This window comes from Pseudomonas sp. A, from assembly GCF_056270345.1.
Genome location: NZ_CM149873.1, coordinates 3,574,167 through 3,590,560 on the forward strand (window position 1 = coordinate 3,574,167; position 16,394 = coordinate 3,590,560).

The 16,394-nt window shown below is 65.6% G+C and carries 19 protein-coding genes; 8 read left to right on the forward strand and 11 right to left on the reverse strand.

The genetic code is table 11. From position 1 onward, the window contains the following. Positions 1–69 precede the first annotated feature (69 nt). The gene (gene hpaA, locus AC0MAZ_RS15990; RefSeq protein ID WP_028688922.1) at positions 70–972 is read left to right on the forward strand and encodes a 4-hydroxyphenylacetate catabolism regulatory protein HpaA; all 903 of its coding nucleotides are present in this window, start codon (positions 70–72) and stop codon (positions 970–972) included. Between the two features lie 171 nt (positions 973–1,143). Next, complete coding sequence (gene hpaR / locus AC0MAZ_RS15995; protein WP_203646685.1) at positions 1,144–1,566, forward strand: homoprotocatechuate degradation operon regulator HpaR; 423 nt, start codon at positions 1,144–1,146, stop codon at positions 1,564–1,566. A gap of 96 nt (positions 1,567–1,662) precedes the next feature. Here hpaR and AC0MAZ_RS16000 read toward each other — a convergent pair whose 3' ends face one another. Both AC0MAZ_RS16000 and AC0MAZ_RS16005 read right to left on the reverse strand, forming a co-directional pair. Further along, a complete protein-coding gene (locus tag AC0MAZ_RS16000; protein ID WP_475858479.1) occupies positions 1,663–2,295 on the reverse strand; it encodes a TetR/AcrR family transcriptional regulator in 633 nt (210 codons plus the stop codon). 5 nt (positions 2,296–2,300) lie between these two features. Then, a complete protein-coding gene (locus tag AC0MAZ_RS16005; protein WP_475858481.1) occupies positions 2,301–3,512 on the reverse strand; it encodes a multidrug effflux MFS transporter in 1,212 nt (403 codons plus the stop codon). Positions 3,513–3,752: 240 nt separating this feature from the next. On the opposite strand from AC0MAZ_RS16005, the gene AC0MAZ_RS16010 reads away from it, so the two are divergent. The 3 genes from AC0MAZ_RS16010 (at position 3,753) to ku (ending at position 5,065) form a co-directional block, all read left to right on the forward strand. Further along, on the forward strand, positions 3,753–3,941 hold the full coding sequence (locus tag AC0MAZ_RS16010; protein WP_203646680.1) for a con-10 family general stress protein: 189 nt from the start codon (positions 3,753–3,755) through the stop codon (positions 3,939–3,941). 140 nt (positions 3,942–4,081) lie between these two features. After that, the gene (locus AC0MAZ_RS16015; RefSeq protein WP_203646679.1) at positions 4,082–4,219 is read left to right on the forward strand and encodes a PSPA7_2676 family Cys-rich small protein; all 138 of its coding nucleotides are present in this window, start codon (positions 4,082–4,084) and stop codon (positions 4,217–4,219) included. A 9-nt stretch (positions 4,220–4,228) separates the two neighbouring features. Continuing rightward, positions 4,229–5,065: a non-homologous end joining protein Ku gene (gene ku / locus AC0MAZ_RS16020; RefSeq protein ID WP_475858483.1), complete on the forward strand. Its 837-nt coding sequence runs from the start codon at positions 4,229–4,231 to the stop codon at positions 5,063–5,065. Positions 5,066–5,079: 14 nt separating this feature from the next. Here ku and AC0MAZ_RS16025 read toward each other — a convergent pair whose 3' ends face one another. Genes AC0MAZ_RS16025 through ligD form a run of 5 tightly spaced genes read right to left on the reverse strand, consistent with a single transcriptional unit; the run spans position 5,080 to position 10,586 of the window. Next, positions 5,080–5,742 carry a glycosyltransferase gene (locus AC0MAZ_RS16025; protein WP_475858485.1) on the reverse strand — a complete coding sequence of 221 codons (663 nt, stop codon included), beginning with the start codon at positions 5,740–5,742 and terminating at the stop codon, positions 5,080–5,082. Then, a complete protein-coding gene (locus tag AC0MAZ_RS16030; protein WP_254463572.1) occupies positions 5,739–6,338 on the reverse strand; it encodes a class I SAM-dependent methyltransferase in 600 nt (199 codons plus the stop codon). The genes AC0MAZ_RS16025 and AC0MAZ_RS16030 overlap by 4 nt, the downstream gene beginning before the upstream one ends. Further along, positions 6,335–7,105, reverse strand: coding sequence for a PIG-L deacetylase family protein (locus AC0MAZ_RS16035; RefSeq protein ID WP_475858487.1), 771 nt, complete (start codon positions 7,103–7,105; stop codon positions 6,335–6,337). The genes AC0MAZ_RS16030 and AC0MAZ_RS16035 overlap by 4 nt, the downstream gene beginning before the upstream one ends. Then, on the reverse strand, positions 7,102–8,124 hold the full coding sequence (locus tag AC0MAZ_RS16040; RefSeq protein ID WP_475858489.1) for an acyl-CoA dehydrogenase: 1,023 nt from the start codon (positions 8,122–8,124) through the stop codon (positions 7,102–7,104). The genes AC0MAZ_RS16035 and AC0MAZ_RS16040 overlap by 4 nt, the downstream gene beginning before the upstream one ends. After that, positions 8,124–10,586 (reverse strand): DNA ligase D, encoded by a 2,463-nt coding sequence (gene ligD, locus AC0MAZ_RS16045; RefSeq protein WP_475858490.1) that lies wholly within the window; start codon positions 10,584–10,586, stop codon positions 8,124–8,126. Before ligD ends, AC0MAZ_RS16040 begins: the two co-directional genes overlap by 1 nt. A 157-nt stretch (positions 10,587–10,743) precedes the next feature. On the opposite strand from ligD, the gene AC0MAZ_RS16050 reads away from it, so the two are divergent. Together AC0MAZ_RS16050 and AC0MAZ_RS16055 are read left to right on the forward strand one after the other, a co-directional pair. Continuing rightward, the gene (locus AC0MAZ_RS16050; RefSeq protein ID WP_475858492.1) at positions 10,744–11,205 is read left to right on the forward strand and encodes a phosphotransferase system, HPr-related protein; all 462 of its coding nucleotides are present in this window, start codon (positions 10,744–10,746) and stop codon (positions 11,203–11,205) included. After that, on the forward strand, positions 11,205–11,435 hold the full coding sequence (locus tag AC0MAZ_RS16055; RefSeq protein WP_475858493.1) for a metallothionein: 231 nt from the start codon (positions 11,205–11,207) through the stop codon (positions 11,433–11,435). The genes AC0MAZ_RS16050 and AC0MAZ_RS16055 overlap by 1 nt, the downstream gene beginning before the upstream one ends. A gap of 835 nt (positions 11,436–12,270) precedes the next feature. Here the strand turns inward: AC0MAZ_RS16055 and AC0MAZ_RS16060 are convergent. Genes AC0MAZ_RS16060 through AC0MAZ_RS16075 form a run of 4 tightly spaced genes read right to left on the reverse strand, consistent with a single transcriptional unit; the run spans position 12,271 to position 15,478 of the window. Beyond that, the gene (locus AC0MAZ_RS16060) at positions 12,271–12,522 is read right to left on the reverse strand and encodes a hypothetical protein (RefSeq protein ID WP_475861506.1); all 252 of its coding nucleotides are present in this window, start codon (positions 12,520–12,522) and stop codon (positions 12,271–12,273) included. Positions 12,523–12,546: 24 nt separating this feature from the next. After that, positions 12,547–13,506 (reverse strand): lysylphosphatidylglycerol synthase domain-containing protein, encoded by a 960-nt coding sequence (locus AC0MAZ_RS16065; RefSeq protein WP_475858495.1) that lies wholly within the window; start codon positions 13,504–13,506, stop codon positions 12,547–12,549. Beyond that, positions 13,506–14,708 carry a cardiolipin synthase ClsB gene (gene clsB / locus AC0MAZ_RS16070; protein WP_475858497.1) on the reverse strand — a complete coding sequence of 401 codons (1,203 nt, stop codon included), beginning with the start codon at positions 14,706–14,708 and terminating at the stop codon, positions 13,506–13,508. Before clsB ends, AC0MAZ_RS16065 begins: the two co-directional genes overlap by 1 nt. After that, on the reverse strand, positions 14,705–15,478 hold the full coding sequence (locus AC0MAZ_RS16075; protein ID WP_475858500.1) for an endonuclease/exonuclease/phosphatase family protein: 774 nt from the start codon (positions 15,476–15,478) through the stop codon (positions 14,705–14,707). Before AC0MAZ_RS16075 ends, clsB begins: the two co-directional genes overlap by 4 nt. Positions 15,479–15,792: 314 nt before the next feature. Here AC0MAZ_RS16075 and AC0MAZ_RS16080 point away from each other — a divergent pair, with 314 nt between their 5' ends. Next, positions 15,793–16,344, forward strand: coding sequence for an ATP-dependent Clp protease proteolytic subunit (locus tag AC0MAZ_RS16080; protein WP_475858501.1), 552 nt, complete (start codon positions 15,793–15,795; stop codon positions 16,342–16,344). Positions 16,345–16,394: the final 50 nt, after the last annotated feature.

Sequence of the window (16,394 nt, forward strand, 5' to 3'; positions counted from 1 at the left end):
AGGCGTCTACCGCTGGCCGGTGGTGCTACGATGGTTTCCCCGGCGCGTTTCACTGCTGCGAGAACAACAATGAAAGAACGACAGCCGATTCCCAACATCAACATCGGTCAGGTGTACGACCAGCGCTATAGCGACAGCGAGGTGCACTACGACCGCCTGGGCAACCTGGCCGGATTCTTCGGCCGCAACATGCCGGTGCACCGCCACGACCGCTTCTTCCAGGTGCACTACGTGAAGACCGGCAGCGTGCGGGTGTACCTGGACGAGCAGCGCTACCACGAGTCCGGGCCGATGTTCTTCCTCACCCCGCCGACCATTCCCCATGCCTTCGTCACCGAGGCCGACGCCGACGGCCATGTGCTGACCGTGCGCCAGCAACTGGTCTGGCAACTGCTGCAGGCCGAGCCTGGGCTGGCGCTGGGGCCGCGGCTGCAACCGGCGTGCGTTGCCCTGGGTCACCTGCAGGGGGCGGCGGCCGGCGAGGTGCGGCGCCTGGAGCAACTGTTCGACCTGCTTGGCGACGAAATCGGCCATGGCCAGGCCGGGCAGGGCACCGCCGTGCAGGACCTGGCGCGCCTGGTGATGATCAGCCTGCTGCGCCTGGGCGCCAATTCGCTGGAGGCCACACCTGCGCGGCACGAGGACCTGCAGCTGTTTCATCGCTTCAACGAGCTGATCGAGCGCCACTACCTCGACCACTGGACACTGCCGGCGTATGCGGCGGCGCTGGGCGTGACCGAGGCGCGCCTGAACGATGTGTGCCGGCGCATGGCCGACCTGCCGTCCAAGCGTCTGGTGTTCGAACGGCTGATGCAGGAGGCGCGCCGATTGCTGCTGTACACCGGCGGTTCGGCCAACGAGATCTGCTATCGGCTGGGGTTCAAGGATCCGGCGTATTTCAGCCGCTTCTTCCAGCGCCATGCGCAGATGACGCCGGGGGAGTATCGCCAGCGCCAGGCGGGATTGCGTTGACATGGGGCGATCAGCTCCGGGCTACAGGCTTCAACTGATCGTGCAACGAAGGCGGCGCCTGGAAAATAGGCGTTTGCCGGGAGCGCTGGTACTTTTCACAGGGGCTGGACAGCACGGGTGAAAATGGTTTTCACTTTATTAATATCTTAATAAAACCAGCCGTTTATCCTGATGACCACTCCTAGACCTTCCCTGACGTTGACCCTGTTGCAGGCCCGCGAAGCGACCATGGCGTTCTTCCGCCCGGCCCTCAATGCCCATGACCTGACCGAGCAGCAGTGGCGGGTGATCCGCATCCTGCGCCAGCAGGGCGAGCTGGAAAGCCACCAGCTGGCGGACCTGGCCTGCATCCTCAAACCGAGCATGAGCGGCGTGCTCAAGCGCCTGGAGCGCGACGGCCTGGTGGGCCGGCGCAAGTCGCCGGAGGACCAGCGGCGGATCTTCATCAGCCTGACCGTGCGCGGGCAGCAGGCGTTCCTGGCCATGAGCGAGGAGATGGAGCGCAATTACCAGGAGATCCAGCGCCAGTTCGGCGAGGACAAGCTGGAGCAGTTGATGGGGTTGTTGAACGAGTTGAAGAAGGTCAGGCCCTGATGCCGTGCGCAATCCCTGTAGGAGCGGCCTTGTGCCGCGAAAGGGCTGCGTAGCAGCCCCGTCGATTGATGCGTCAACGCTGAAATCCTGGGGCCGCTACGCGCCCCTTTCGCGGCGCAAGGCCGCTCCTACAGGGGTTGCGCACAGATACAGAGAATCATCGAGAATCTTCAGCAACGAAGCCGCCCGCCGCGCATACACCGCCGGGTTCGCATACAGCAGCTCCACATGCAGGCTGTCGATGATCCCCAGGTACGCGTCGCCATACAGCTCCAGCTTGTTGCCATCGCTGCGGGCCCAGGCGTGGCGCTCGCGCAGGGCCTGGCAGAAGCCCAGGCGGATCTGCTCCAGGTAGGCCTCGAAGCCGCCGGTGACGATCGCACGGATCGGTGCCGGCGGCAGGAACGCCGTGCGCAGCACGAAGCGCAGGTTGGCCGAGGCGGCGTAGCGCTCGGCCAGGTGCAGCGGGTGCCAGTGCCCCGGCGCCTCGCGGCCCGCCGCCTCATGGCCGAATCCGGCCTCGACGTAGGCGGTCTCGTCCGCCAGCGCCCGTTCGAAGGCGCGCACGAACAACGCGTCCTTGTTGGCGAAGTGGGCATAGAGCGAGGCCTTGCGCATGCCGGCCAGGACGGCGATCTCGTTCAGCGACGAGCCGTCGTAGCCGTGTTCGGCAAAATGCTCGACAGCATGGTCGCAGATGCGCGCGGCGGAAGGGGTCAGGGCTTTCAAGGCGGTCACTCCGGATTGGCGCTGGGGTAGGGCGAGGCGCTGATTGTCTTTGCCACGGCGGCGCGGGTCAAACCGACGATGACCAGGGCAGCGGCCGCCAGCAGCCAGGCCCAGGCCAGCGGCCCCAGCGTTGCCAGGTGCCCGGCCAACGGTGTGGCACTGGACGAGATCACCAGTTGCAGGGCGCCGAGCAACGCTGCGGTGGAGCCGACGTCACGTTGTTGCGACGACATCGCCAGGGCCATCAAGGTGGCCTCGCAAATGCCTAAGCCGAACAGCGCCAGTACCACGCCCGCCAGCAGCAGCACCAGGTCCGCGTCGCTCAGCCCGGCAAGTACCGTCAGCAGCGCGCCGCCGCCCATGCACAGCGCGCCCCACCAGGCCACGCGAGCCACGCCGTGGCGCGTTACCCAGTAGCCGGACAGCGCCGCGCCGAGCAGGATGGCCACGCCACAGCCCCCGAACAGCAGACCGAAGTGGGCGCTGGAGAGACCGAAATGCTGCTGGTACACGTAGGCGGAACCGGCGATGTAGGCGAACAGGAAGAAGAACACCGCCGACAACGCCAGGGCAGGGCGCAGGAACGCGCCGTCGGCGGCGATGCGCGCATAGGTGCGCCATACACTGGTCGGCGCCAGGCGTACCCGCTGCGCCACAGGCAGGGTCTCGTCGAGCGTCAGCATCGAGTTGAGCAGGGTCAGCAGGCCCAGACCGGCCAGCACCAGCATGATCGCCCGCCAGCCGTAGGCCGCGTCGATCACCCCGCCCAGCGCCGGGGCGAGGATCGGCGCCAGGCCTTCGATGGTCATCAGCAGGGCGAAGATCTGCGCCGCCCGCGCGCCGTCGGCGCTGTCGCGCACCATGCTCATGATCACCACCAGCGTCAGCGCGCTGGCCAGGCCCTGGACCAGGCGTGCCAGCAGCAATGTGTCCAGCGATGGCGCGGCGGCGGCGCCGAGGGAGGCCAGACAGAACACCATCAGGCCCGCGAGCAATGGACGACGACGACCCAGGGCATCCACCACGGGGCCGAACAGCAGCTGGCCGGCGCCCATCGCCAGCAGGAACACGGTCAGGGTCAGTTGCACCTGGGTATAGCCGGTGCCGAAGTCGCGGGCCATTTCCGGCAGGCTGGCCAGGTACATGTCGATGGCCGAAGGGCCGAGGGCGCCGATCAGGGCGAGGGAGGCGGCGAAGCGCAGGTTGGAAGCAGGCATGACTGGAAAATCCGTTGGCAAAATAAACCTACCGACCGGTAGGTTGTGCGAATTATGCCAGAGTGCGTGAAGGGGTCAACCATGCCTGCGTCCCCTTGCGTCCCAGATACAGGGCATCGGCATGTTTAGCGCCACCGGTCCGATCACTCCGGAATAATCCGAATCCCTCCTTATCGCCGTACTCCCAACCATGTACGGCATGCAGCCGTGCATCCCACAGCCACATGAGGTTTTGCAACCATGGCCAATAAAGACAGCAACATGACCGGTCGCCAGGACAGCAACAAGACCGGCAGCCAGGGTGGATCGAAGAACCCGGGCAACTTCGCCAACGACCGCGAGAAGGCATCCGAAGCCGGCCGCAAGGGCGGCCAGAGCAGTGGCGACAACCGCCAGACCGAGTCCGGCCGCAAGGGTGGCCGCTCGTAAGTGAAGGGCACGCGGTGCCGGGTTCGCCTGGTACCGCGCATATCCCGACTTGGATCGGCCGAAAACATCGAGTAAACCTTTGACATGCTGTGCAGTCATTCCTTGTATGAGCCCCTACATGCGGGCCAAGGAGGTGGCTGATGAAACTCGTCTGCCTGTTGCGTGGCTGCCAATGGCGCAGCCTGCTGGTCCGGGAAATCGCCGGGCTTGACTGCCAGTGCTGCGAGCGCTGCGGCGCGTTGCGCTACAGCCAGCCCGGCCAACCGTTCGACGCGTAGGAGCCGACCATGCCCCGGGCAATCTGGAAAGGTGCGATCAGCTTCGGCCTCGTGCATATCCCCGTCTCCCTCAACACCGCCGTGCGTACCGAACGCGTCGACTTCGACTGGCTCGACAAACGCAGCATGGAGCCGGTGGGCTACAAGCGGGTGAACAAGGTGACCGGCAAGGAGATCGACAAGGCGCACATCGTCAAGGGTGTGGAGTACGAGAAGGGCCGCTATGTGGTGATCAGCGAGGAGGAGATTCGCAAGGCCCGGCCCGAGGCGACCCAGACCATCGAGATCTTTTCCTTCATCGATGCCGGGGAGATCCCGCTGCAACAGTTCGACACGCCTTACTACCTGAGCCCTGACCGCCGCGGCGGCAAGGTCTACGCCTTGCTGCGCGAGACCTTGCACAGCACCGGCAATGTCGCCCTGGCCACCGTGGTGCTGCACACCCGCCAGCACCTGGCGCTACTGCGCCCCCTGGAGGACGCGCTGGTGATGATCACCCTGCGCTGGCCCGAGGAGGTGCGCGGCCTGGAGTCGCTGGAACTGGACAAGAGTGTGACCAACAGCAAGCTGGACAAGCGCGAACTGGACATGGCCAGGAAGCTGGTGCAAGACATGAGCGGGCCATGGACGCCCGACGAGTACCATGATGCCTTTCGCCAGACCATCCTCGACCTGGTGGAAGAGAAGGCCAGCAAGGGCAAGATCGAGACCGTGGACAAAGGCGAGGGCGCGCCGGCGGAGAAGGGCGCTGACATCATCGACCTTACCGAGCTGCTCAAGCGCAGCCTGGGTGGCAAGGCCAGGGCGAAGAAACCGGCGACCAAGCGACCGCGCAAAGCGTCATAGCGGTTGCGCAGAGGTTACGGCAGTTGCCCTTCCAGTCCATTCAGGTAGTCCCCGAAGCCCTGGCGAGCGCGGCTGTTCCGGCGACTGCTGGTGGCCACGCTGTGCGCCGCCGTCCAGACGATCTGCGCGCCACTGGCCTCGAGGGCCAGCACCAGTTGCACATCTTCGTGGGCCGGCAACGGCTGGAATCCGCCGACGCGCTCATAGGCCTTGGTGCAGACGCCCAGGTTGGCGCCGTGAATATGCCGGTGCCCGTCCCGGGCCTGGTAACGGCTACGGTACAACTGGCGCAGGGCGGCGCCGTGCCAGGGCTGCCAGCGCTCGATGTGCACCGTGCCGCAGACCGCGTCGGCATGCCATTGCAGTTGCGACACCAGCCAGTGCCCAGGCACGCGGCTGTCGGCATCGGTAAAAGCCAGCCACTGGGCGCCGCGCTCGATCATCCAGGCCGCGCCCAGGCGCCGGGCGAAGCCGACGTTGCCGGCCTGCAGTTCCAGGGTGTGCACGCCATGACGACGAGCGATGCGCGCGCTGGCGTCGACGCAGCGATCGAGCACCACCAGCACCTCGACCACCAGGCCCGCCGCCTCGGCCCGCGCCACCGCCAGCTTGACGGCGGCCAGGCAGTGCCCGAGGCGGCGGGCCTCGTTGTGGGCCGGAATGATGACGGCGATCATGGGCAGGTCTCGTCCAGGTCCACGAGGCTGGGCTGGCACGACCAGTACTCGAGCAGGAAATCCGCCTCCTCGTGGCACAGCAGCGGGTACAGCGGCAGGTGTCGGGCCAGCAGACCATGGACTTCGCGACCATCCTGCGGGCAACCGGCGATGGGATGGCGCCAGTGGCAGGCCAGCAGGCCGCCGCCATGGCTCAGGCTGGCCACCGATTGCTCGATCACCTGCAGCCACTCGGTGGGGTCCAGGTAGTAGCCGATCTCGCTGAGCACGATCAGATCGAACTGCCCGCCCGGCCAATCGCCCGGCAGGTGTCCCTGTTCGACGCGGGCATGGCTCACGCCTGCCAGCCGCTGGCGGGCCAGGGCCACGGCGGTGGCGTCGATGTCCTGGCACAGCAGGTCGGCGCAGCGCCCGGCCAGCAGGACGCTCAATTCGCCGTTGGCGCAGGCTGGCTCGAACACGCGCGCGTAGCACTGGCGCGGCAGGCTGGCCAGGGCCAGGTCGCGCTTGCGTCGTTCGTACCAGCGGGTGCGAAAGGCCCACGGGTCATCGTTGCCGGCATACAGGTCGGCGAAGTACTGCGCGTCGAGGCTCATGGCGACTCCATTGACAGGAAGACCAGTTCGAAGGGTTGCAGCAGGCAGGCCTGCAGCTGTTCGGGCAGTACCGGCGGACGATCGCCATCGGGCTGCAACTGGCTGGCATGGGCGGCCAGGGCCTCGCGCTTGCGCGCCAGGCGCGTTTCGTCGAGCTGGAGGCGATATGCCTGGGGCCAAGGCAGGCGCGGATCGTCGGGAACGGCCCAGTGCCAGGCCCACACGGGTACCTCGGCCAACTGCGCGCGGCGCGACTGGGCCGCCCGGGCGCAGGCGCGGCCGGCGGTTTCATGATCGCAGTGCCCATCGCCACGCCAGGTGGTCAGCAGCAGGTAGTCGGGTTGGAGCAACTGTTCCAGGTGCGTGACCAGGAAAGCCTCGTCGCGTGGCAGGGCGCCGTCCTTGAGATTGAGTCGTCGCCAATCGACGCGGTTGAGGTCCAGCTCCAGCTTGTGCAGGGCATGGCGGCTCTCAAGGGGGCGCTGATGGCGCAGGCGGTGCTCGGTCCACTGGCTGGAATGCGGATGGCTGGCCTCGCCGTTGGTGGCGGAAATCAGCACCAGGTCCTGTTCCCGGCCGTGGAAGCTGGCCAACAGGCCGCCGGCCATGAGGATTTCGTCGTCCGGGTGCGGCGCCAGCAGCACCAGCCGTCTGCCGGGCGGGCACAGTCGGTCGGGTGTCAGCCAGGTGGCCCGGGCCAGGTGCGCGGATTGCTGCCAGGCGCTCCATGGCGTGCCGTCAGCGGTCTGAATCAGATTCTGGCTCATAGTTGCCATGCTCCTGCAGGCATGTCGGTCAGTTGCCGCCCCAGCTCGGCCAGGTCGCGTTCTGCGTGACTTTGCCGCAGGTATACCGGCAGGTCGGCGCTGAGCCGGGCAAAATGGCTGCTGCAACAGAACGGCGTGGCGCCCAGCGCCCGGCCGACATGCTGGATGACCAACTCGACCGCCTGCTCGACCTGGGCGCGGGTGCGGCGTACCTCGAAACTGGCATCGTCGTGAGGGTGCCGGTCGATCCAGGCGGCGCATTCGCGCAGGGCGGCACGGGCCCCGAACAAGGCGGCATCGACCGCGCCCAGGTGGGCATCGGCGTGCGGGTCGGGCCGGGGTTTGCGGCAGTGTTCGCGCAGGTAGTCCGCCAAGGCTTCGGCGGCGCCGTACCAGCACGCGGCGATGCCCGCGCCGCCGTGCCAGAAGCCCGGACGGGACAGGTACTGGCCGGGCTTGCCGATGGCCAACCCCGGCGAGTCGTCCAACGCGATGGCGACACTGGTGGTGGCGGCCATGCCGACGGCCTGCCAGTGGTCGGCCTGGATGCGCTGGCTGGGATGGCGCAGCTCGATGGCCACCAGTTGAGGCTGGTCGTCTTGCCAGGCGGTCAGCAGCGCACGGTCGATCTGTAACGCCCCCGAACACCAGGCCTTGCGGCCTTGCAGGCGAACCTGCTCGCCGTTCCGTTCGACGATGAGGGTGCGGGCATCCGGCGGTTCGGCAGCCCACACGCCCCAGGTCCCTTCACCGGCATGATGAGCGGCGCCGCACTCGGCAAGGATCGCCAAGGCGTCGGTATGGCCTTCGTAGAGTTTGGCCAGGCTGAGATCGCAAGCGGCGACCCGCGCCAGGGCCCGCCAGCGCTCCAGGGTCTGCCCCTGGCCCGGCAAGGGGAGCAGGTCGAGGTGTTCGCGCTGCAGAGCCTGCAGCAGTTCCGGCAGCAAGGGTTCGAGTTCGAGGGGCTGCGAACGAGCAGCGACCCGGTGTAGCAGCTGATCAAAGTGGGTCGATTCCATCAGGCAATCCCCAGTTGCTTGCGCATGCGCACGGTGATCGACTGGCGGGTCCTGGCCATGTCGGCCCACGGATCGTCCACCTCGGCAAGCCGGGCCTGCAGGTTGCCGATGTTCCATTGGTTGGCGCCTTTAAGCTGAGTCAGTTCCTCGCGCCAGATCGGCACCGACACTGGCAATCCCTCGCGGGCGCGCAGCGAGTAGGCGGCCACGGTGGTGGCGCCCTTGCCGTTGCGCAGGTAGTCGATGAAGATCCGCCCGACCCGGTTCTTTGGCCCGGACACGGCGCTGAGGCGATCGGGGAACAGGCCGGCCATGTGCTCGACCAAGGCGTGGCTGAAGTCCTTCACCTCGTCCCAACCGGCGCGCCGGGTCAATGGCACGACAAGGTGCATGCCCTTGCCGCCGCTGGTCTTGAGGAACACCTTCAGGCCCAGCTCATCGAGCAGGGTGAGGGTCAGTTGGGTGGCCTCGAGCATGGCCTTCCAAGGCAGTGCGGGATCAGGGTCGAGGTCGAGTACGAAGCGGTCGGGCTTGTCGAAGTCCTTGGTGGTGGCATTCCAGGTGTGCAGTTCGAGGGTGTTCATCTGCACCGCGCCCAGCAGGCTGTCGGCGCGGTTGAGCACCATGGCCGCCTGGCCGGCCTGGGCCTTGCTGTAGCTGAGCACGTGGGGGATATGCAGCTGGCCGGCGTTCTTCTGGAAGAACAGCTCGCCGCCCAGGCCATCCGGTGCCCGGACCAGGGCCACGGGCCGATCCTTGAGCTGCGGCAGTAGCCAGTCGGCGACCTGGGTGTAGTACTGTGCGACGAGGCGCTTGGTGGCCCCGGTGGTTGCGTCGACCACGCGGTCGGGGTGGGTCAGGCGCAGGGTGCCCAGGCCCTCGGGTTGTGCTACGTGCTTGGCGGGCATCGCTGGCTCCAGGTCGATGGCGGTGGCGGGCTTGTCGTCGCGCAGACCGTGGAACACTGAATGGCGCACGATGCCTTCGCGGGTCATCTGGGCGTAGGCGACTTCTGCCAGCAGTTGCGGTTTGAGCCAGTGCACGCCGCGGGCTTCGGCTCCGGTGGGAGGGCTGGCCAAGGGCGGCTTGGCGGTCTGCAGCGGTTTCAGTCGGGTGAGGATGCTGTCCAGGGTGGCGGCGCTGAAGCCGGTGCCGACCTTGCCGGCGTAGCGCAGCTGGCCGCTGTCATGGTCGTGCAGGGCCAGCAGCAGGGCGCCAAAGCCGTGGCGGCTGCCCTTGGGGTCGGTATAGCCGACGATCACGAATTCCTGGCGCTGCTTGCACTTGAGCTTGATCCAGTCGCTGCTGCGCCGGCCGACGTAGGGGCTGTCGGCACGCTTGCCGATCAGCCCCTCGAGTTCCAGCCGACAGGCGCTGTCGAGCAGCGAGTCAACCGGCTCGTTGAAATCGGTGGAATACCTGAGCAGCGGCGAAGCGTTGTCTTCCAGCAGCTTGGCCAGGGTGGCGCGACGGGCCTGTAGCGGCAGTTCGCGCAGATCCTCGCCGCCCAGCCAGGGCAGGTCGAACAGGTAATAGGTGATGCGTTCGTCGTGCTCGGTGTCGAAGGCGTTCTGCAACGCCTGGAAATCGGCCACGCCGTTGTCGTCGACCACCACCATCTCGCCGTCCAGCCATGCCGCGTCGAGCCCCAGTGCCTTGAGCGCCTTGACCTGACGAGGCATCTTCGCGCTCCAGTCGTGGCCATTGCGGGTAAACAGGCGTACGTCGTCACCGTCGATGCGCGCCAGGATCCGGTAGCCATCGAACTTGACTTCGTAACGCCAGTCGCCGCTGGGAGGTGAGTCAAGCAACGTCGCCAGTTGTGGCTGGAGCAGCGCCGGCAGGGCTTTGCGACCGGCCTTGCGCTTGCGCGTGGAAGCGGTTGCCTTGGTCGGGCGCCGCGGTGGCAGGGTGCGGTCGCTCAGCACACTGTCCGGCAGGGCCTCGACGATGCGGTAGTCGGATTCGCTGCGCGCCTGTCCGTCATGGGATTTGACCAGCATCCACTGCTCTTTCTTGCCGGCCAGGTGGGTGCGGAACAGGTTCCAGATTCCCGACAGCTTCTCGCCTTGCAGGCGAAAGCGCAGCTTGCCCTTGGCATAGGTTTCATGCGGATCGCCCTCGGGCTCCCAGACACCCCGGTCCCAGACGATCACATCACCGGCGCCGTAATGGCCTTCGGGAATGTGTCCTTCGAAGTTGGCGTAGTCCAGTGGGTGATCTTCCACGTGCACCGCCAGGCGCCGGACCTTGGGGTCGAGCGAGGGCCCCTTGGGGATCGCCCAGCTCTTGAGGGTGCCGTCGAGTTCCAGGCGAAAGTCGTAATGCAGGTGGCTGGCATCGTGCTTCTGGATGCAGTACTGCAGGGCGTGGGCCGAGCGTGGCCTGGCGCGCTTGCCAGCCGGCTCGGGCGTGGCGTTGAAATCGCGCTTGCGCTGGTACTCCTGCAGGGGCTTGGCCATGGCGGGCTCCGGGACGGTTCGCGGGGTCTCAGGATTGGGAGGCGGCGGTGCGGCGCGGAGTTCAAAAAAAGCGCGGGGCGGTGCCTTTTGAAGAAACTCTGAATCATTGCTTGGTGGGGGCAGTCGACCGTGTGAAGCCCACTGACGGAGAACGTTCATGCCTAGACCCGATGACCCAAGACCGCAGGTTGATATAGACGACACCGAGGACCGCATGGGCAGCGTCCACGAGCTGGATTTCAGCGAGCGCCGCGATGAGCGCCAGGGGCGTGTCGGCGACGAGCGTCCGGCGCGCGAGATCGCCGAGGACTACCCGCCCCGGCGCGTCGCCGAAAGCGGCATGACCGGTGGCGAGACCCTGGGCGACAGCCTGCACGAGGACAATGTCACCCTCGACGATTTGAGCCCGGATACGCTGTTCGATGAATCCGGCGCTCGAGACCCGCATGAACCTGGCACAGGCAGCGGACCTGCCGACCAGACCCTGCGCCAGGTGGAGGCCCACGAGATCGGTGGTGGCATCGGCCTGGACGAGGCCGAACTGGCCCGCTCGGCGCCGTTGGATGGTGAGCCGTGGGTCGATGAGGTGGTGCCTGATGACGACAGGAGAGAGCCGTGATGAATGAGCAACGCTGTTCCTGCAACCACTGTTCCTGCACCGTGGATGCCAATGCCGTGGTCCAGGATGGCAAGGCCTATTGCTGCGAAGCCTGTGCGACGGGGCATCGCGATGGGGAGCCTTGTCGTATGGCCGATTGCAAATGTGGTGAGATGACCCGGCCGAAGGAGAGTAATGTCGATAACGCGCTGGATGAAACATTCCCGGCGAGGGATCCTATATCGCCATAAGGTTCTTTCACTCTCGACGGCCCTTTCGTTGAAATCTCCGGCGAAGAGCGAATTGCTACATCAATGTACGCACAGCAGCAGTAGTTATTTTGATCTTGATCTTGATCTTGATCTTGATCTTGATCTTGATCTTGCTTCTAAGTGCGCGATAGTTCAGGCGCCGCCAATTGCGACTTCAGGAGGCCGAGCGGAGTTCTTGCGGAGGGAGGTGACGGCCATGGATGGCCGTCAAGCGCTGCGCCCCAGGATGGGGCGTTCAGCGCGGTCCTCCCGGGAGCAAGAACGAAGCGAGGGAACCCCGGAGCGAAGCGTAGGGGCCGGATGATGGAGCGAGGATTTTTTGGTTCCTTTTTGATCCTTCAAAAAGGGACCCGCCGTAAGGGCGGAAAGGTGACTTTGCGTCACCATCGCAAATGAATGCGCATATAACTTTCAATACACATGCTCTAGAAGTCAAAGTCAAAGTCAAAGTCAAAGTCAAAGTCAAAGTCAAAGTCGGCCGGTGCTGGTTTTAAGGGTTGTAAGTGCATTCATTTGCAATGTCGACGCATAGTCACCTTTTCGCCCTTACGGCGAGTTCCTTTTTGAAGGATCAAAAAGGAACCAAAAAATCCTCGCTCCATTCATCCGGCCCTACGCTTCGCTCCGGGTCCCCTCACTCCGGCCTTGCTCCCGGGAGGACCGCGCTGCAGGGCCCATCCTGGGCCCCAGCGCTTGACGGGCATCCATGCCCGTCACCTCCCTCCGCAAGGCCTGCGTTCGGCCTCCTGAAGTCGCGAAGTTACGGGCGGCGCCTGGGCTGACGCAGCTGTCGCTAGCGGGCTATGGGGCTAAACTATTGATCGGCAACGGCAACGGCAACGGCAACGGCAACGGCAACGGCAACGGCAACGGCAACGGCAACGGCAACGGCAACGGCATAGCGCTGAGCTTGCCTCGTTGGGACGTCGGCGTTGTTGCGCTCACAATCGCTACGCGCCTGGCCCAGGCTCGGGGTGTCGCAGTGATAGGTGATGATCCGCGCATCCTTGGGCACGGCAGGGCGGGTGGAGGGCTCGTCACGCCCTGCGGCATTGGGGTTGGCCAAGTACCTCCCAGGCCCGAAGGCCCTTCAGCGCTTGTCGAGGGCCGGCCCGGCCTGTTGGCGCAAGGCCTTGGCGCGCTTCTCGAGGATCAGGTAGGTGACCACCGCCAACAGCAGCGGAATCAGGTAGTACAACGTTCGATAACCCAGCAGCGCGGCGACCAGCGTGCCCTGGCCGAGCTGGCCGTGGAGCAGGGCGAGGAACACGGCCTCCAGCACGCCAAGCCCTGCGGGAATATGCGCGACCACGCCCGCCACGCAGCTGATCAGCAATACCCCCAGCACCGAGGGATAGAACAGTTCCGGCGGCAGCAGCAGGTGGATCAACGCCGCCATCAAAGCCCAGTTGCTGGCCCCCAGGACCACCTGGCCCAACGCCAGGCGCAGGCTCGGCAGAGTGACTTCGTGCCCGCGCAGCTCCCACGTTCGCCGCTTGGCGAAGGCACAGGCGAACAGGTAAGCCAACGTGATCGCCACCATCATGACGCCTATCAGGCGCAGGCCGCCGGCGCCCACCGCCCAGCTATCCGGCAGCTTGACCAAGCCCAACGCGAACACCGTTCCGGCCAACAGCAGGTAACCCATCCAGTTGGTCAACAGGCCCAGGGTGAGGATGCGCGTGATGGTCGGGGTATCCAGCCCCAGCCTGCCGTACAGGCGATAGCGCAGGGCCACCCCGCCGACCCAGGTGGTAAAGTTGAGGTTGAACGCATAGCAGACGAACGCCACCGGCAGCACCTGGCGGGCCGGCAGGCGATGGCCGGTGTAGGCGCGGGCGAGCAGGTCGTAGCTGGCGAACACCAGATAGCTGCACAGGGCCAGCAGCAACCCCAGGGCCAGGGTCGAGGGTCGGTAGGCCAGCAGTGACTGGCGCACTTCGTTCCAGTCCAGGTTACGCGCCAGGGTGAACAGCAGCACCGGGATCAACACCAGGAACAGTACGGTCAGCAGGCGTTTGCCCCAGGTCTTCCAGCGTGGCGTGGCCATCAGGTCTTGCCCCCGTGGTAGTCGGCCGGGGCCTCGCTGGCGGCTTGCAGCGACTGCAGGCGCTGCCGATGCGCGGGGAACCAGCCGGCGATACGCGGGAAATAGCGGGTGATGTGGAAACCCAGGAAAATCAAGGGTGCGCGCCACCAGTAGCCACGCACCATGCGCTCCAGCGTCACGGTCTTGCAGTGTTCGCGGGTGAGCTCGCTCAGGTGTTGGTAGAGCACGTCGTTGAACGCCCGGTCGCGGATCAGCAGGTTGGCTTCGAGGTTGAACGACAGGCTCAGCGGGTCGAGGTTGCTCGAGCCCACCGTGGACCAGTCGTCGTCCACCAGCGCCACCTTGCCGTGCAACGGACGCTGGCAGTACTCGTGGATACGTACGTCGTCGCGCAGCAGGTAGTTGTAGAGCAGCCGCGAGAGGGCGCGTACCCAGCGCATGTCTGGTTGCCCCTGGAGGATCAGGGTCACCTCGACCCCGCGCCGGGCGGCGTTGCGCAGTTCGCGCAGCAGGCGATAGCCGGGGAAGAAGTAGGCGTTGGCCACGACGATACGTTGCCTGGCCTCACGGAAAACCTGCAGGTAGCAGACCTCGATATCGTTGCGATGGCGCCGGTTGTCGCGCTCCACCAGCACGGCGCTGGCCGGGCCTGCGGCGGTGCAGGTCGGCTGTACCAGGCTGGTGGTATCCAGCACTGGTGCGAGCATGCGGCAGGAGGATGCGTGCACCTGGGCCACCACCGGGCCGACGACCTCCACCGCGTAGTCCTGCTTGGCCTGCGGACCGAAATCACCGAGGTGGTCGGCGCTGTAGTTGATGCCGCCGATGAACGCGCGTTGCCCGTCGATCACCAGGATCTTGCGGTGCAGGCGGCGGAACAGGTTGGTGCGCATGCCGGCCAGCCGTGGTTGCGGATCGAACGAATGGAAACGCACCCCGGCCTCGGTCATCGAGGCGATGAAGTCGTCGGGCAAGTCCGCGGTGCCGTAGCCGTCCACCGCCACCTCGACCCGCACCCCGCGCCGCGCGGCGTCGATCAGGGCCTGGCGCAACGGCTGGCCGACCTTGTCGTCGTAGATGATGAAGGTTTCCAGGAGGATTTCCTTGCGCGCCTGGGCCACGGCCTCGAACACGCGCGGGTAGTACTGCTCGCCATTGATCAGCAGTTCGACACGGTTGCCGTCGCTCCAGGACTGCTTCATAGCGTCACCTGCGCCACCAGCGGGGCATGGTCGGAGAGGTGCGACCACGGGTACCTGGCCAACACTTGCGCCTCGCAGGCCTGAGCATTGCGCAGATAGATGCGATCCAGGCGCAGCAGGGGCAGGCGGGCGGGAAAGCTGCGCGCTGGCTTGCCAAAGGCTTCGCGCAGATGGCCCGACAGCCGCGCATCCGCTTTCAGGCGCCAGTCGTTGAAGTCGCCAGCGACGATGACCGGTTCGTCCGCCGGCAGGCTGTCGAGCAACGCCAGCAGCAGGTCGACCTGGCGCTGGCGATGGTCTTCGCGCAGCCCCAGGTGCACGCAGATCGCGTGTACCTGCTCATGGCCGGGTACTTCGAGCTGGCAGTGCAGCAGACCGCGCTCCTCGTTGCCGTGGATCGAGACGTCCAGGTTGTCGTAGGCGCGGATCGAAAACTTCGACAGCAGGGCGTTGCCATGATCGCCATGGGGATAGACCGCGTTGCGCCCGTAGGCGAACTGCGGCCACATGCTGTCGGCGAGAAATTCGTACTGTGGGGTCTGCGGCCAGGTGGGGTGGCGCTCGGCATGCTGTTGATGGCTGCCGTGGACCTCCTGCAGAAACACCAGGTCGGCGCCTGTCGAGCGGACCGCCTCGCGCAGCTCCGGCAGGATGAAGCGGCGGTTGAACAGGGTGAAGCCCTTGTGCACGTTGAGGGTCAGCACCGTCAGGCGGTGCACGGCCATCGTCTGCTCCCCGGTATGGCCAGAGGCGGATACGGGGCTATTCATCGCACGGTCCCCGAGCATTCGGGAAGTTCGCTATGACATGCGTTCACGTTCGCGTCCCTGACAGTCGTTATTGCATAGCGACCGGCTGCCAAGCGTCTGGGTTCAGCCCGATGGATGAGCGGAATTACGGTGGAACTTTAGGGGCAGGCGCAGCCTCCACCGCTTGCCGGGCAGAGAACCTGCACGAGGGTTCGCGATGAAATGCGACCTGCAGGACTTGAAGCCGGTCGAGCTGCATGCCCTGCGCAGGCAGTACCAATGGCTGGGCGTGCGCGGTGACGATCCGCACGGCGCCGACTGACCTGGAGGACGCAATGGCCAGACACATCATCCATTTCACCGGCCCGATCAACTCGGCCACCTGCGGCAATCTCATCAACACCTGCTCGCGAGCCTTGCAGCAGGGCGCCGAATTGTTGCAGCTGAACATCGCCACCATGGGCGGCGAATGCAGCTACGGCTTTACCCTCTACAACTTCCTGCGCGCGTTGCCGGTGCAAGTGCACACCCACAACCTCGGCACGGTCGAGTCGATGGGCAACATCCTGTTCCTGGCCGGCAGCCACCGTACCGCCTGCGCCCTGAGCAAGTTCCTGTTCCACCCCTTTCACTGGACCTTGCACGGCTCGGTGGACCATGCGCGCATGGCCGAGTACGCCATGAGCCTGGACTATGACCTGCGCCTGTATGCGCAGATCGTCGCCGAACGAACCGAAGGCGCCAATGAGGTGCTGGATGTGCCGCGCTACCTGATGGCCTATCCGCGCATCCTCGGGCCCGACGAGGCGCTTGCCTGCGGCTTGATCCATGCCATCGACGACTTGCCGATCGAGCCCGATGTCACGCAGTGGAGCGTGCATGCGTGAGGCGTGTCTTGTCTGACAATTTTTTTGAATTTTCAGCGCACAGGGTGATC